13 protein-coding genes are annotated in these 14461 nt (G+C 62.5%); 3 read left to right on the plus strand and 10 right to left on the minus strand.

The window, feature by feature from the left end:
- The first annotated feature begins 7 nt into the window (after positions 1 to 7).
- Entirely contained in the window at positions 8 to 340 is a 333-nt protein-coding gene (locus tag AC54AF_RS08730) for a hypothetical protein (RefSeq protein ID WP_034751784.1), read from the plus strand.
- A 97-nt stretch (positions 341 to 437) separates the two neighbouring features.
- Here AC54AF_RS08730 and cysM read toward each other — a convergent pair whose 3' ends face one another.
- Entirely contained in the window at positions 438 to 1340 is a 903-nt protein-coding gene (cysM, locus tag AC54AF_RS08735) for a cysteine synthase CysM (RefSeq protein ID WP_099400966.1), read from the minus strand.
- A gap of 252 nt (positions 1341 to 1592) precedes the next feature.
- On the opposite strand from cysM, the gene AC54AF_RS08740 reads away from it, so the two are divergent.
- Positions 1593 to 3362, plus strand: coding sequence for an FAD-dependent oxidoreductase (locus AC54AF_RS08740; protein ID WP_496636237.1), 1770 nt, complete (start codon positions 1593 to 1595; stop codon positions 3360 to 3362).
- A gap of 125 nt (positions 3363 to 3487) precedes the next feature.
- Positions 3488 to 5053 carry a phospholipase D family protein gene (locus AC54AF_RS08745; RefSeq protein WP_496636238.1) on the plus strand — a complete coding sequence of 522 codons (1566 nt, stop codon included), beginning with the start codon at positions 3488 to 3490 and terminating at the stop codon, positions 5051 to 5053.
- A 94-nt stretch (positions 5054 to 5147) separates the two neighbouring features.
- Here AC54AF_RS08745 and AC54AF_RS08750 read toward each other — a convergent pair whose 3' ends face one another.
- The 9 genes from AC54AF_RS08750 to aroA all read right to left on the minus strand — a co-directional run bounded on the left by AC54AF_RS08750 (position 5148) and on the right by aroA (position 14444).
- Positions 5148 to 6047 (minus strand): ComEA family DNA-binding protein, encoded by a 900-nt coding sequence (locus AC54AF_RS08750; protein ID WP_496636239.1) that lies wholly within the window; start codon positions 6045 to 6047, stop codon positions 5148 to 5150.
- Complete coding sequence (rfaE1, locus tag AC54AF_RS08755; protein ID WP_496636240.1) at positions 6025 to 6978, minus strand: D-glycero-beta-D-manno-heptose-7-phosphate kinase; 954 nt, start codon at positions 6976 to 6978, stop codon at positions 6025 to 6027. Before rfaE1 ends, AC54AF_RS08750 begins: the two co-directional genes overlap by 23 nt.
- A complete protein-coding gene (locus tag AC54AF_RS08760; protein ID WP_496636241.1) occupies positions 6975 to 8342 on the minus strand; it encodes a UDP-glucose dehydrogenase family protein in 1368 nt (455 codons plus the stop codon). The genes rfaE1 and AC54AF_RS08760 overlap by 4 nt, the downstream gene beginning before the upstream one ends.
- 79 nt (positions 8343 to 8421) lie before the next feature.
- The gene (lapB, locus tag AC54AF_RS08765; RefSeq protein ID WP_131687105.1) at positions 8422 to 9597 is read right to left on the minus strand and encodes a lipopolysaccharide assembly protein LapB; all 1176 of its coding nucleotides are present in this window, start codon (positions 9595 to 9597) and stop codon (positions 8422 to 8424) included.
- Positions 9598 to 9643: 46 nt separating this feature from the next.
- Positions 9644 to 9946 carry a LapA family protein gene (locus AC54AF_RS08770; RefSeq protein WP_077400759.1) on the minus strand — a complete coding sequence of 101 codons (303 nt, stop codon included), beginning with the start codon at positions 9944 to 9946 and terminating at the stop codon, positions 9644 to 9646.
- 235 nt (positions 9947 to 10181) lie between these two features.
- Positions 10182 to 10487 carry an integration host factor subunit beta gene (locus AC54AF_RS08775; protein ID WP_008446215.1) on the minus strand — a complete coding sequence of 102 codons (306 nt, stop codon included), beginning with the start codon at positions 10485 to 10487 and terminating at the stop codon, positions 10182 to 10184.
- Positions 10488 to 10504: 17 nt separating this feature from the next.
- Positions 10505 to 12217: a 30S ribosomal protein S1 gene (gene rpsA / locus AC54AF_RS08780; protein WP_071650172.1), complete on the minus strand. Its 1713-nt coding sequence runs from the start codon at positions 12215 to 12217 to the stop codon at positions 10505 to 10507.
- 118 nt (positions 12218 to 12335) lie between these two features.
- Positions 12336 to 13004 carry a (d)CMP kinase gene (cmk, locus tag AC54AF_RS08785; protein ID WP_496636242.1) on the minus strand — a complete coding sequence of 223 codons (669 nt, stop codon included), beginning with the start codon at positions 13002 to 13004 and terminating at the stop codon, positions 12336 to 12338.
- Positions 13005 to 13088: 84 nt separating this feature from the next.
- Complete coding sequence (aroA, locus tag AC54AF_RS08790; protein ID WP_496636243.1) at positions 13089 to 14444, minus strand: 3-phosphoshikimate 1-carboxyvinyltransferase; 1356 nt, start codon at positions 14442 to 14444, stop codon at positions 13089 to 13091.
- Positions 14445 to 14461 lie beyond the last annotated feature (17 nt).

Below are 14461 nucleotides of genomic sequence, written 5' to 3' on the forward strand. Positions count from 1 at the left end.
TAACATCATGACAAACCAAGTCGGCATTGATATGAACAGCGATTCGGACTCCGACGATCTGTTGCAATACAACCCAAACAGACTGCTCGATACCCTGATCGAAAACCTGCGCCTGAAAAACGACGCAGCCCTGTCCCGCGCGCTGGAAGTAGCGCCACCGGTCATCAGCAAAATCCGTCACCACCGCCTGCCGGTCGGTGCATCGCTGCTGATCCGCATGCACGAAGTCAGCGACCTGAGCATCCGCGACCTGCGTTACCTGATGGGTGACCGCCGCAACAAATTCCGCATCAGCGACAAGCAATTCAAGCCAAAAGAAGGCGAAACGCCACAAGGCTGATCCTGCCAGTTCCGCAGGTTTTCCCTCCCCGCCGTGGGGAGGGGGTAGTTCCAGCTGTTCTCAGGCCGTTCTGGCCGATATCAATTCAATTACACCATTACGCAGGGAAAACACCTGTAGACAGATAGCGGTCGCCGCGGTCGCAGACGACGAACACGATGGTCGCGTTTTCCACCGTTTGCGAGATGCGCAGCGCGATTTCGCACGCGCCGGCTGCTGAGATGCCGCAGAACAAGCCCTCTTCCGCCGCCAGGCTGCGCGCCATGCGCTCGGCCACGCCCTGGCTCACGTATTCCACCTGGTCGACGCGCGACTTGTCGTAAATTTTCGGCAAGTACGCTTCCGGCCACTTGCGGATGCCGGGAATCTGCGAACCTTCCTCGGGCTGGGCGCCGATGATCTGGATGGCGGGATTCTGCTCTTTCAGATAGCGCGACACGCCCATGATGGTGCCCGTCGTGCCCATGGCGCTGACGAAGTGCGTGACCTGCCCATTGGTATCGCGCCAGATTTCCGGCCCCGTGCTTTCATAGTGGGCGCGCGCATTGTCTTCGTTGGCGAACTGGTCGAGGATGATGCCACGGCCATCCTTCTGCATCTGCTCGGCCAGGTCGCGCGCATATTCCATGCCGCCCGTCTTCGGCGTCAGCAAAATATCGGCGCCATAGGCAGCCATGCTCTGGCGGCGCTCCACGCTGAGGTTATCCGGCATCAAGAGCAGCATCTTGTAGCCGCGCAAGGCGGCGGCCATGGCCAGCGCGATGCCCGTATTGCCGCTGGTCGCCTCGATCAGGGTATCGCCTGGCTTGATGACGCCGCGCTCTTCAGCGCGCTTGAGCATGGACATGGCCGCGCGGTCCTTCACGGAACCAGCGGGATTATTGCCCTCCAGCTTGCCCAGGATGACGTTGTTGCGCGCAAGCGCATCGGCACCCGGCAAGCGCGTCAGCTGCACCAGCGGGGTATTGCCGATCGTATCTTCAAGTGTCTTGTAAGCCATCGTGTCTGTTTGAGTGGTTTCAACAAAGACCCATTCTAATATGAGATGCTGGACGGCGTATCACTCATCGGCAGCAGCAGCCGGGCCCGCGCGCGCGTCCGGCTGCGCCGCCACACGCCGCATGGGGCCTACCGCGCCGCCATTTCCGGGCGTGCGCAACGGGTATTGCGGCAGGCGCGCGCCGCATGCGCTAGACTCGTCACTGTTAGTTATTTTTGTTATTTGCTTATTCAGTCTCCGAACGGACCCGCCATGGCCAGCAGCACACCCGAATTCATTCCCGAAACGACGCACGACGATCCCGTCCAGTTCGCCACGCTCGACTTGCAGGGCCGCAGCCACCAGATCTCTCCCGTCTTCAATGCGCTCGAACTGCAGCGCTTGCAGCGCTATGGCACGCTGCGGCGCTTTGCCGATGGAGCCACGCTGTTCGAGGCGGGCAGCAGCAGTTTCGGCATGCTGGTGATACTGTCCGGACGGGTCAGCATCACGCGCCACGAAGTGCTGGGGCAGGCGTCGCTGCTGCGCGAAGTGGGCGTCGGCCACTTCATTGCCGAGGTGGCGCAATTGTCCGGCCGCCCCACCCTCGTCAACGGCAGCGCCGTGGGCGCCGTGGAATTGCTCGACATCAGCTCGGAATCCCTGCGCGCGCTGATCGTGGCCGAGGCGGAGATGGGCGAACGCATCGTGCGCGCCCTGATCCTGCGCCGCGTGGCATTGATCGAATCGAATTCGGGCGGCCCCGTGCTGGTGGGGCCGCGCGGCAATGGCAATCTGTTCCACCTGCAAAGCTTTTTATCGAGTAATGGCCACCCGCATACGGTGCTCGATCCGGCCACTGATGCGGCCGCCGCCGCGCTGGCCGGACGCTACCAGCCCACGCCGCAGGAGTGGCCGCTGGTGGTCTGTCCGGACGGCAAAATCATGAAGAATCCCGGCAATGCGGAACTGGGACGCTGCCTGGGCATGCTGCCTGATTTGTCCGGCGACAAGATTTTTGACGTGCTGGTGGTGGGCGCCGGTCCTGCCGGTCTGGCCACGGCCGTGTATGCGGCCTCTGAAGGTTTATCGGTACTGGCGCTGGAGCAGCGCGCATATGGCGGCCAGGCGGGCGCCAGCGCGCGCATCGAAAATTACCTGGGATTTCCCACCGGCATTTCCGGCCGGGCCCTGGCGGGGCGCGCCTATGTGCAGGCGCAAAAGTTCGGCGTCGAAATCGCCACGCCGGCCAGCGCCGCCAACTTGCTGTGCGACACCTGGCCCCTGCGCGTCAAGCTGTGCGACGGCACGCAGGTGCGCGCCCGCACGGTGGTGCTGTCGTGCGGCGCGCGCTACCGCCGGCCTTCGCTGGCGAACCTGAAAACGTACGAAGGACGGGGCGTGTATTACTGGGCCTCGCCCATCGAAGCCAAGCTGTGCCGGCAGGAAGAGATCATCCTGGTCGGCGGCGGCAATTCGGCCGGCCAGGCCGCCGTGTTTCTCTCCGGCCACGCCGCCAAAGTCCACATGCTGATCCGCGGCGAAGGGCTGGCGGCCAGCATGTCGAGCTACCTGATCGAGCGCATCGCCGCCACGCCCAACATCTCCTTGCACACGCACACGGAAATCATCGCCCTCGAAGGCGACGACGATGGCTTGACGGAGGTGCGCTGGCGCAACAACCGCACGGGCGAGGAAGCCGATTGCGCCGTGCGCCGCGTGTTTCTCTTCGTCGGCGCCGATCCGAACACGGACTGGCTGCACGACTGCGCCGTGGCCGTCGACGAACAGGGTTTTATCCGCACGGGCTTCGACGTCACGCGCGCCGAATGCCGCGCCCACGGCCACACAGCACATTTACTCAACCCGCCTCCCGACTTGCCGGACCGGGCCGCGCTGGAAACCAGTGTGCCGGGCGTGTTCGCCATCGGCGACGTGCGGGCCGGTTCGACCAAGCGCGTGGCCGCCGCCGTCGGCGAAGGGGCGGCCGTAGTGTCGCAGATTCACGGCTTCCTGGCGCGCCTGCCCGCAGGCGCGGCCTGAAAATCGCGCGGTATAGAAACTGCTACAATCGGCTGTTGCCATCGAGCTGAAAGAGACCGCATGCCCCACACCGCCAAACTTTCCTCGCGCCGCAGCGTGCCCGCGGTCCGCTGACGGTGCGCCGCATGCTCGTCAAATTGCTGCTGCTGGCCACCTTGTTTGCCGTGTTCAGCATCGCAGCCCTGTACAGCTACGGACGCTTCGCCGAGCGTTCGCTGGGGACGCCAGGGACAGCCTTGCCCGTGGCGATGGATGCCACCCTGCTCGACCGCGTGCTGGCGCCGCAACTGGCGCAGCGGCCAGGCCACAGCGGCACGGCCCTGATCGACGACAATCTGGAAGCCTTCGCCCTGCGCGCCCTGAGCGCGCGCGAAGCGGGCCGCAGCATCGACCTGCAATACTACATCTGGCATAACGACGTCACGGGACGCCTGCTGGTGCGTGAACTGCTGCGCGCGGCCGACCGTGGCGTGCGCGTGCGCGTGTTGCTCGACGACGTCAATGCGCGCGGCCAGGACGCCGCCATCCTCGCGCTCGACAGCCACCCGCTGATCAACGTGCGCATCTTCAATCCGGGCCGCAACCGCGACGGCATCTGGTTGCGCGCCATGGAAATGGCCTTGCGCGCCGTCAGCCTGAACCGGCGCATGCACAACAAGGCCTGGATCGTCGATGGCAGGGTTGCCCTCGTCGGCGGGCGCAATATCGGCGATGAATACTTTGATGCCGCCGAACAAGTCAATTTCCAGGATGCCGACTTGCTGCTGGTGGGCCCCGCCGTGCAGCAGACGAGCGACATCTTCGACCGTTTCTGGAACAGCCGCGCCGTCATCCCCATCGGCGCCTTGCACGCCGGCAAGCACGCGGGCGCGCCGGAACTGCAGGCTGTGCGCACCCGCCTCGACGCGCTGAGCGGAGAACTGGGCGCCTCGCCCTATTTGCGCCAGCTGACCGATACGGGCCAGCTGCAGGCCCACCTGGATGGCCGCCTGCGCCTGCACTGGAACGTGCAAGTGCAGGTATTGTCGGATCCGCCGGAAAAAGCCGCGCCCGTGGCCAGTTTGCAGCGCAGCGAGCACTGGCTCATGCACAGCTTGCTGCCCCTGCTGACGGATGCGCGCGAGGAAGCGCTGCTGACCTCGCCATACTTCGTGCCCGGCACGGCGCTGACACAGACCCTGGGCGAAAAAGTCGCGGCCGGCGTCAAGGTCCAGGTGCTGACCAACTCGCTGGCGGCCACCGACGTGGCCCTCGTGCATGCGGGCTATGCGCGCTACCGCCAGGCACTGCTGGGCGGCGGCGTCGAACTGTTCGAATTGAAGACCCAGCACCGCAAGCGCATCAGCCTGATGGGGTCGAGCCGCGCCAGCCTGCACACCAAGGCCGTGGTGGTCGATGGCCAGCGGGGCTTCGTCGGCTCCTTCAACCTCGATCCCCGCTCGGCCCAGCTGAACACGGAGATGGGCGTGCTGTTCGACGACGCCGCGCTGGCGGCCGACATGCGCGCGCTGTTCCTGCGCTCGACATCGAGCGACACCAGCTATCGTTTACTCCTCGACAACGGCGCCGTGCGCTGGTCCGATGCCACCGAAGAACCCGCCAAGGTGTGGACGCACGATCCCGAAGCGGGCGTCTGGCGCCGCATGCTGGTGTCCGTGATGCGCTGGCTGCCGATCGAGTCACAGCTGTAGACGCATAAAAAAAACCCCGCGCGGCCGGTACCACGCGGGGTTTTCTTCTCGTGCTACGCGGCACCACCACGCAACACGCTTCACAGCAACACGCTTACTTTTTCTCGGCTTCGGCCTTCTTCGCGTCGGCAGCAGCCAGTTTGGCTTCCTTCTTCGCAGCCGCTTCCGCAGCCTTGGCTTCTTTCTTGGCGGCTGTTGCCGCCTTCTTCGCAGCAGCGGCTTCCTTCTTCGTTTCGGCAGCCGATTTCACGGGGGCGGCATCGGCCGTCGCGGCAGCGGGAACAACCGCTGCAGCCGGCACCGCCTTGGCAGCGGCGGCTTCTTTTTTCGCGGCAGCAGCGGCGGCCTTGGCTTCTTTCTTCGCGGCAGCAGCTTCTTTCTTCGTTTCAGCGGCCGTCTTGACCGGCGCCGCAGCGGTGTCGGTCGCAGCAGCTGGCTTCGGTGCGGCTTCTTTCGCTGCAACTTCCTTCACAGCACTGTCCTTTTTTGCCGGGGCAGCTTTCGCCGCCGGGGCGGGCCCCGCTGGCGCGCCGGACTTGGCCTGGCCATTCACCTGCAAGCCTGCTTCCGACAGCTTCACGGAACTTTTCGGGCCGATGCCTTTTACGCGGCCTTCGAAATCGGCCCAATCCTTGAAGGCGCCGCCCTTGGCGCGTTCATCGATGATCGCTTTCGACGTGACGGGGCCGATGCCCTTGACGCTGTCGAGTGCCGCCTGGTCCGCCTTGTTGACATCGACCTGGGCAAAGGCAAAGCCCATCGTCGCGATCAGGGTGGCGATGGCCAGCAATATTTTTTTGAACATGGGTATCTCTCCGTGATGTGGTTTCAAGATGACTCGAACGCAAAGGAGGAACAGCGCCTTAACGGCTTTAACGGCTGTGGCGTGATACGGTTGACAAGACGGGACGGCAAAATGGAGGGGAAACCTGCGCCAGATCAAACAGACGGGCGCAGGTGATACAGCAAATTTACTGCGGGAACAGCTCTTCACGGGTAACGGTGGCCGTGCCCAGCTTGCCGACGACGATGCCGCCGGCGCGGTTGGCCGTACGCACGGCGTCGCCCAGGCCCATGCCGGCGCCCAGCATGGCCGCCATGGTGGCGATCACCGTGTCGCCGGCGCCCGAGACGTCGAACACTTCGCGCGCATCGGTCGGCATGTGCACCACCTCATCGGCCGTGTACAAGCTCATGCCCTCTTCCGAGCGCGTCAGCAACAAGGCGTCCAGGCCCAGTTGCGCGCGCATCTGCTGCGCGCGTTCCGTGAGTTGCTCTTCCGTATTCCAGCTGCCGATCACGCGGCGCAGTTCGGACTTGTTCGGAGTGAGCACTGACGCACCTGCATAGCGGCTGAAATCATCGCCTTTCGGGTCGACCATGACGATCTTGCCGGCCTTTCTGGCCGCCTTGATCATCTCGGCCACGTTCACCAGGCTGCCCTTGGCGTAATCGGACAGGACCACCACATCATAGTGTGGCAGCAGCGCATTGAATTGCTTGAGCTTGTCGCGCAGCACCGTATCGCTGGGCGCATCCTCGAAGTCGATGCGCAGCATCTGCTGCTGGCGGCCGATCACGCGCAGCTTGATGATGGTGGAAATGGCCGCATCGCGCTGCAGATAGCTGTGGATGCCGCCGCCCTCGAGCAGGCGCTCGACCTGGCTGCCGGCCTCGTCGTCGCCGACCACGCCCAGCAAGCTCGTCTTCGCTCCCAGCGCGGCCGCATTGCGCGCCACGTTGGCCGCGCCGCCCAGGCGCTCCTCGCGCTTCTCGATGCGCACGATGGGCACGGGCGCTTCCGGCGAAATACGGCTGACGTCGCCGAACCAGTAGCGGTCGAGCATGACATCGCCCACCACCAGCAGGCGCACCTGGGCCAATGCGGCCGGCGCCGTCAAGGCGACCACCTCTTGGGCGCTCATGCGCGCGTCAGGATCGAGCGACCGATCCCGTGGTATTCGATGCCATTCTCGGCCATGACAGCCGGCTCGAACAGGTTGCGCCCGTCAAAGATCACGGCCTGCTTCAGGCGCGCCTTGACCTGCTCGAAGTCGGGACTGCGGAAGGCTTTCCATTCGGTCACGATGACCAGCGCATCGGCGTCCTGCAGCGCATCCTTCGGACTGTCGGCAAAACGCACCCTGGCCAATTGCTCCGGCGTCAAGTCCAGTTGCAGCACGCGGCGCGCCTCGGCCATGGCGACGGGGTCGTACACGGCGACCGTGGCGCCGCGCGCCAGCAAGTCCGCCAGCAGGACGCGAGCCGACGCTTCGCGCATGTCGTCCGTATTCGGCTTGAAGGCCAGGCCCCATATGGCGAAATGCCGGCCCGTCAAGTCTTCGCCGAAGCGAGTGACCACTTTGCGTCCCAGCACCTGCTTCTGATGGTCGTTGACGGCTTCGACGGCACGCAGGATCAGCAATTCCTGGCCGTGGCCGCGCGCCGTGCGCTCGAGCGCCTGCACGTCTTTCGGGAAGCATGAACCGCCATAGCCGCAACCGGCGTACAGGAAGCTGTGGCCGATACGCGGGTCGGAACCGATGCCGTGGCGCACGGCTTCGATATCGACGCCCACCTTGTCGGCCAGGTTGGCCAGCTCATTCATGAAGGAAATACGCGTGGCCAGCATGGCGTTCGCCGCATACTTGGTGAATTCGGCCGAACGCACATCCATCCAGTAGGTGCGTTCGCGGTTACGGTTGAACGGCGCGTACAGGCTTTTCAGCAATTCGCGCGCGCGCTCGCCGTCCGGCGTGCTGTCGCAGCCAATGACGATGCGGTCCGGACGCATGAAGTCTTCGACGGCCGCGCCTTCCTTGAGGAATTCCGGGTTCGACGCCACCGAGAACGTAGCGGCCACGCCGCGCGCGTCGAGTTCGCCCTGGATGGCGGCGCGCACTTTTTCGGCCGTGCCGACGGGCACGGTCGACTTGTCGACGATGACCTTGAAGTCCGTCATGTACTTGCCGATGCCGCGCGCGGCCGCCAGCACGTATTGCAGGTCGGCCGAGCCGTCTTCATCGGGCGGCGTGCCGACGGCGATGAATTGCATCACGCCGTGCGCGGCGGCAGCCTCGACGTCAGTGGAAAAGGTCATGCGGCCGGCGGCGCGGTTGCGCGCCACGACTTCTTCCAGGCCCGGTTCATGGATAGGGATGCCGCCGCTGTTGAGCAAGTCGACCTTCTGGGCGTCCAGGTCGAGGCAAAAGACGTCGTTGCCCAGCTCCGCCAGGCAGGCGCCGGTCACGAGGCCCACATAGCCGGTGCCGATAATGGTGATTTTCATGGTTGTACCGTATGGATAAAAAGCAGGTCTTACATAGAAGTACACGCCACATTACTCAGGGCAAGGTGACGTGTACGAATCAGTTCATGACATTGAGTTCTTCGGTGCGGCGCGGTGGATACGTTTCCCACTTGTTGCAGCCAGGGCAGTGCCAGTAGAACTGGCGTGCCTTGAAGCCGCAGTGGCTGCACTGGTAGCGGGCCAGCTTCTGCGTGTAGCCGTGCACGAGGTTTTTTACCATCGACAGCTCCGACCAGATGGCGGCCGGCGCATCCATCATGCGCGCTTCCAGCAGTTTATCCAGGCCCAGCAGGGTCGGCGTGCGGCGCAGCTCGGCGCTGACCAGCTGTTTCGCCGCTTCCACGCCGTCGAGTTCGATGACTGCCTTGAAGACCACTTCGATCAGGTCGATCGACGACGCTTCTTCCAGGTAGGAGCGCAGCAGGTTGACGCCTTCCTGTGGACGGCCCAGCCTGGTATACCCATCCATCAGGCGCTGCGCCACGAGGGCCACGTGCGGCACGCTTTGCTGCTCCACGCGGCGCCAGGTGGTCAGCGCGCCTTCCACGTCGCCGCGCGCCAGCAGCACGTCGCCCGTCAGGATGGTGGCGCGCACGCTCTTGCGGTCCGTCTGCAGGGCTTTTTCCAGCAGCGGCATGGCGTCGTCCGGTTTCATGTGCACGAGGGCGTCATGCGCCAGTTCGCAATAGAACTGGGCGATTTCCTTCTGGCGCGCGCCGGCGCCCGATTCCTGCAAGCCCACGGCCGCTTCGATGGCGCGTGGCCATTCCTTTTCGCGCTGGTAGATTTCCAGCAGCGCGCGGCGCGCCTGGGCCGCGTATTGCGTGTCGATCAGGCTGTTGAAGGTTTCTTCGGCGCGGTCCAGCAGACCCGCCTTCAGGTAATCCATGCCCAGCTCGTAGGCGGCATGGCCCTGCTGCTCCAGCGGCAAGTCCGGGCGCGCCAGCAGGTTCTGGTGCACGCGGATGGCGCGCTCCGTTTCGCCGCGGCGGCGGAACAAATTGCCCAGCGCAAAGTGCATATCGGCCGATTCCGGGTCCAGCTTGACGACTTCGATGAAGGCGTCGATGGCCTTGTCATGCTGTTCATTGAGCAGGAAATTCAAGCCCCTGAAGTAATTGCGCGGCAGGCTGCGCGATTCGGATACCAGTTGATGAATGTCCACGCGCGCGGCAATCCAGCCCAGCGCGAAAAACACCGGGATACCCAAGAGCCACCAGAGTTCAAAATCCATGCGATTGTTTTTATTCGAGTAAGAGAGATAGGAGCGACGGCGCCGCTTACTGCGCGCTCACGCTGTCCGGTTGCGGCTGGACATTGCTGGCCACGCCAACGGTCTGCAGCGCGGCAATGGTGGTTTTTTGCTTGCTCGCTTCGCGGCGGTGACGGAACACGGTCGGCGTCAGGGCCAGTACGCCCAGGCTGGCGCCGGCGACAAAAAAGCCCAGCAGCATCAGGACCAGGGGGCCGCGAATTTCATAATTGAGGAAAACATGCAGGTCGACAACCTGCGCATTCTTCAGCGCAAAACTGAAGAACAGGACGAAAAGAACACAGCCAACGATGGTGGAGATGATTTTCATCGATACGCCCAGAAAGTACAAAAAATGCCCGTATGGCACAACCTTGGAATGCCTGGCAGAAGCGTAGCGAGCGTCAGTGATTTGTGGCCAAGAAGCGCAACCGTACTGAAGTACGGTGAGCATCGCAGGCCGCAAAGCGCGACGCGCAGTAGCTTATGTCAGGTATTCTCAGCATATTAACAAAAAAAAGCGGCATCCAAGGACGCCGCTCTTTGTGTCGCCTTCCAGCAGACGATTAATCCTCGATAATCGGTTGCCCGACCATCGCGTCCACCCGCTCGCGCAACTGTTTGCCCGGTTTGAAGTGGGGTACCCGTTTTTCAGGAACCATCACCTTGTCGCCGGATTTCGGGTTGCGGCCGATGCGCGGGGGCCTGCTGTTCAGGGCAAAACTGCCAAAACCGCGGATCTCGATACGCTGACCGGTCGCCAGGGCGTTGGTCATCGCATCGAGAATGGTCTTGACGGCATACTCCGCATCTTTCGCCACCAGCTGAGAATAACGCTCAGCGAGGCGGTTGATCAGCTCGGACTTTGTCATCTGCCGTATCCGCAGTCTTAGTTCTTGTTATCGAACTTAGCTTTCAACAAGGCGCCCAGGCTGGTGGTGCCCGAAGCTGCGTTGTTGTCGGTAGCCGCCATCTTCTGCATGGCTTCCTGGGTTTCAACGTTGTCTTTCGCTTTGATCGACAGTTGGATACCACGGGCTTTGCGGTCGATGTTCAACACCATGGCTTCGACGGTGTCGCCGACTTTCAGGTGCGTACCAGCATCTTCAACGCGGTCGCGCGAGATTTCGGAAGCGCGCAGGTAGCCTTCAACTTCTTCGGACAGTTGGATCACGGCGCCTTTAGGCTCAACCGATTTAACGGTACCGGTTACCAGCGAGCCTTTGTCGTTCATGGCTGCGAAGTTGTTGAATGGGTCACCTTCCAGTTGCTTGACGCCCAGGGAAACGCGCTCGCGCTCAACGTCGATGGCCAGAACGATGGCTTCCAGTTCGTCACCTTTCTTGAAGCGACGCACGGCTTCTTCGCCGGTTTCGGTCCAGGACAGGTCGGACAGGTGCACCAGACCGTCGATGTTGCCGGCCAGGCCGATGAACACGCCGAAGTCGGTGATCGATTTGATCGCGCCGCGGACTTTGTCACCTTTCTTATGGGTAACACCGAAGTCGTCCCATGGATTGGCTTTGCACTGTTTCATGCCCAGCGAAATACGACGACGCTCTTCGTCGATTTCCAGAACCATCACTTCTACTTCGTCGCCCAGTTGGACAACTTTGTTAGGAGCAACGTTTTTGTTCGTCCAGTCCATTTCGGAAACGTGTACCAGACCTTCGATACCCTGTTCCACTTCAACGAACGCGCCGTAGTCGGTCAGGTTCGTTACTTTACCGAACAGACGGGTGCTTTGTGGGTAACGACGGGACAGACCGGTCCAAGGATCGTCGCCCAGTTGTTTCACGCCCAGCGAAACACGGTTTTTCTCTTGATCGTATTTCAGGACTTTGGCGGTGATTTCCTGGCCAACCGTCAGTACTTCCGACGGGTGACGTACACGGCGCCATGCCAGGTCGGTGATGTGCAGCAAGCCATCGATACCGCCCAGATCCACGAACGCGCCGTAGTCGGTGATATTTTTGACGACGCCGGTCACGACCGTGCCTTCTTTCAGCGTTTCCATCAGTTTCTGACGCTCTTCGCCCATCGAAGCTTCGATGACGGCGCGGCGGGACAGAACCACGTTGTTACGCTTGCGATCGAGCTTGATCACTTTGAATTCGAGGGTTTTGCCTTCGAATGGGGTGGTGTCTTTGACAGGACGGGTATCAACCAGCGAGCCCGGCAGGAATGCGCGGATGCCGTTGGTCAACACGGTCAGACCGCCTTTGACTTTACCATTGACGGTACCGACGACGATTTCGCCCGATTCCATCGCTTTTTCCAGAGCCAGCCACGAAGCCAGACGCTTGGCTTTGTCGCGCGACAGGATGGTATCGCCGAAACCGTTTTCCAGCGATTCGATCGCCACGGAAACGAAGTCACCAACTTTGACTTCCAGTTCGCCGTGGTCGTTCTTGAATTCTTCGACAGGGATGAATGCTTCGGATTTGAGGCCAGCGTTCACGATCACGAAATTGTGGTCGAGGCGCACGACTTCAGCGGAAATAACTTCGCCGGAGCGCATATCTTGACGCGACAACGATTCCTCGAAGAGCGCAGCAAAACTTTCCATACCGGTAGATTCGTTAGTTGTAACAGTAGACATAGGGTTCACACAGGTTATCCAGCAGAGATCGCACGATGCGACTTAAACTGGGTTAGGTTTTTGACACACCCGGACAGGCCAGGAGCCGTCAACGGGCACCACATAGCACAACAACACGCTATTTTGCTGCAGCGGCGTACCATTTCAACACGGTTTCGACAGCAACATCTGCCGTCATTGCCGACGTATCGAGGACATGCGCCCCTTCCGCAGGGACCAGCGGCGCAATCGCACGGTGAGTATCACGTTCGTCCCGCGCCTGCAAATCCATCAGAAGGTCTTCCATCTTAGCAGAAAAACCCTTGTCTATCAATTGCTTGTAGCGCCGTTGCGCGCGCGCCTCGACGCTGGCCGTGAGGAACACCTTCAATTGGGCATGCGGGAAGATCACCGTGCCCATGTCGCGCCCGTCGGCCACCAGGCCCGGCGTCTTGCGAAAACCCAGCTGCAAGCTGACCAGGGCATGGCGCACCGTTGGCAATACGGCAATCTTCGACGCCGTATTGCCCACTTCTTCGGCACGGATCTGCTCGGTCACGTTTTCCTGCGCCAGCAGGATCTCGCCACCGGCAAAATGGCAGGGCAAGTGTTCGGCCAGCTTGGCTAGCGCGTGCTCGTCGCGCAAGTCCGTGCCGCGGCGCAGCGCCATCAAGGCCGTCAGGCGGTACAGCGCGCCCGAGTCCAGGTAATGAAAGCCCAGCTTGTCGGCCACGCGGTGCGCCACCGTGCCCTTGCCGGAAGCGGTGGGGCCGTCGATGGCGATGACTGGGATGTTGGAGGTCGGCATTATTTTGTCACTTTAAAAAAAACTAAACCCCAAGGCAAGGGCTGGGGTCAGACCCGGCGGGTCTGACCCCAAATTTGCCTTCGGTTAAATAAGACTATCTTTGGCTATCCCCGCGAATGCGGCGAAGTACTCGGGGAAGGTCTTGGCCACGCATTTCGGGTCGTTGATGCGCATGGCGTTGCCGCGGCGCGCGGCGCCGTCCAGCGAGGCCAGCGAAAAGCACATGGCCATGCGGTGGTCGTCATACGTGTCGATGCTGGCGGCAAGAATCTGCGCCGGTGGCGTCACGCGCAGGTAGTCCGCGCCCTCTTCCACTTCGGCGCCGAGTTTACGCAATTCCGTCGCCATGGCCGCCAGGCGGTCCGTTTCCTTCACCCTCCAGCTGGCGATATTGCGCAAGGTCGACGTGCCATCCGCGTACAGGGCGGCCACGGCGATCGTCATGGCCGCGTCGGGAATGTGATTGAAGTCCATGTCGACGGCTGTCAAGACGCCGTTCGAGCGGGCCTCGATCCAGTTCTCGCCCATGGTGATGGTCGCGCCCATCTGCTGCAAGGCTTCGACGAAACGCACGTCGCCCTGGATGCTGTCGCGCCCCACGCCTTCCACGCGCACGGGACCGCCGCCGATGGCGCCGGCCGCCAGAAAGTACGAGGCCGACGACGCGTCGCCTTCGACGTGAATCGTGCCCGGGCTTTGATAGTGCTGGCCCGGCTGCACGGTAAACGACTGCCAGCCGTCATGCTCGACCGTCACGCCGAAACGGCGCATCAGGTTCAGGGTGATCTCGATGTATGGCTTGGAAATCAGCTCGCCCGTCACGTCGATGGTCACCGCATGGTCGCGCGCCATCAGCGGCGCCACCATCAAGAGGGCCGTCAGGAACTGGCTCGACACATTGCCGCGCACGGCGATGCGCTGCGCGTGAATGTGGCCGCGGCGGATGCGCAGCGGCGGGAAGCCCTGTTCGCCCGTGTACTCGATCTGCGTGCCGACGGCATTCAGCGCGTCGACCAGGTCGCCGATCGGGCGCTCGTGCATGCGCGACACGCCGTGCAGCGTGTAGTCGCCGCCGATGACGGCCAGCGCCGCCGTCAGCGGGCGGATCGCCGTGCCGGCGTTCCCCATGAACAGGTCCGCCGCGTGGTGCGGGAACACGCCGCCGCAGCCTTCCACGTGGTGCACCTGGTGGGCCGTGGCCGGGTCGCCCGTCAATTCATCCTGCGTCCATTTCACGCCCAGCGAGGTCAGTGCCGTGAGCATGACGAAGGTGTCGTCGGAGGCGAGCAAGTCGATGATCTTCGTCGTGCCTTTAGCCAGCGCGGCCAGCAGCAGCACGCGGTTGGAAATGCTTTTCGAGCCGGGCAGGCGCACCGTGCCTTCGGCGTGCAGCACCGGTTTCAAATCGATATGGTGGGGGTAGTGCTTGGTCTGGGTCATGCTGGAATCCTTGAGTA

It is taken from the genome of Janthinobacterium sp. JF4 (assembly GCF_059617925.1).

Bases quoted from the DNA above. Each gene is read 5' to 3' on its own strand.
- AC54AF_RS08730 (WP_034751784.1), top strand. From the start codon at position 8: ATGACAAACCAAGTCGGCATTGATATGAACAGCGATTCGGACTCCGAC.
- cysM (WP_099400966.1), bottom strand. From the start codon at position 1,340: ATGGCTTACAAGACACTTGAAGATACGATCGGCAATACCCCGCTGGTG.
- AC54AF_RS08740 (WP_496636237.1), top strand. From the start codon at position 1,593: ATGGCCAGCAGCACACCCGAATTCATTCCCGAAACGACGCACGACGAT.
- AC54AF_RS08745 (WP_496636238.1), top strand. From the start codon at position 3,488: ATGCTCGTCAAATTGCTGCTGCTGGCCACCTTGTTTGCCGTGTTCAGC.
- rfaE1 (WP_496636240.1), bottom strand. From the start codon at position 6,978: ATGAGCGCCCAAGAGGTGGTCGCCTTGACGGCGCCGGCCGCATTGGCC.
- AC54AF_RS08760 (WP_496636241.1), bottom strand. From the start codon at position 8,342: ATGAAAATCACCATTATCGGCACCGGCTATGTGGGCCTCGTGACCGGC.
- lapB (WP_131687105.1), bottom strand. From the start codon at position 9,597: ATGGATTTTGAACTCTGGTGGCTCTTGGGTATCCCGGTGTTTTTCGCG.
- AC54AF_RS08770 (WP_077400759.1), bottom strand. From the start codon at position 9,946: ATGAAAATCATCTCCACCATCGTTGGCTGTGTTCTTTTCGTCCTGTTC.
- AC54AF_RS08775 (WP_008446215.1), bottom strand. From the start codon at position 10,487: ATGACAAAGTCCGAGCTGATCAACCGCCTCGCTGAGCGTTATTCTCAG.
- rpsA (WP_071650172.1), bottom strand. From the start codon at position 12,217: ATGTCTACTGTTACAACTAACGAATCTACCGGTATGGAAAGTTTTGCT.
- cmk (WP_496636242.1), bottom strand. From the start codon at position 13,004: ATGCCGACCTCCAACATCCCAGTCATCGCCATCGACGGCCCCACCGCT.
- aroA (WP_496636243.1), bottom strand. From the start codon at position 14,444: ATGACCCAGACCAAGCACTACCCCCACCATATCGATTTGAAACCGGTG.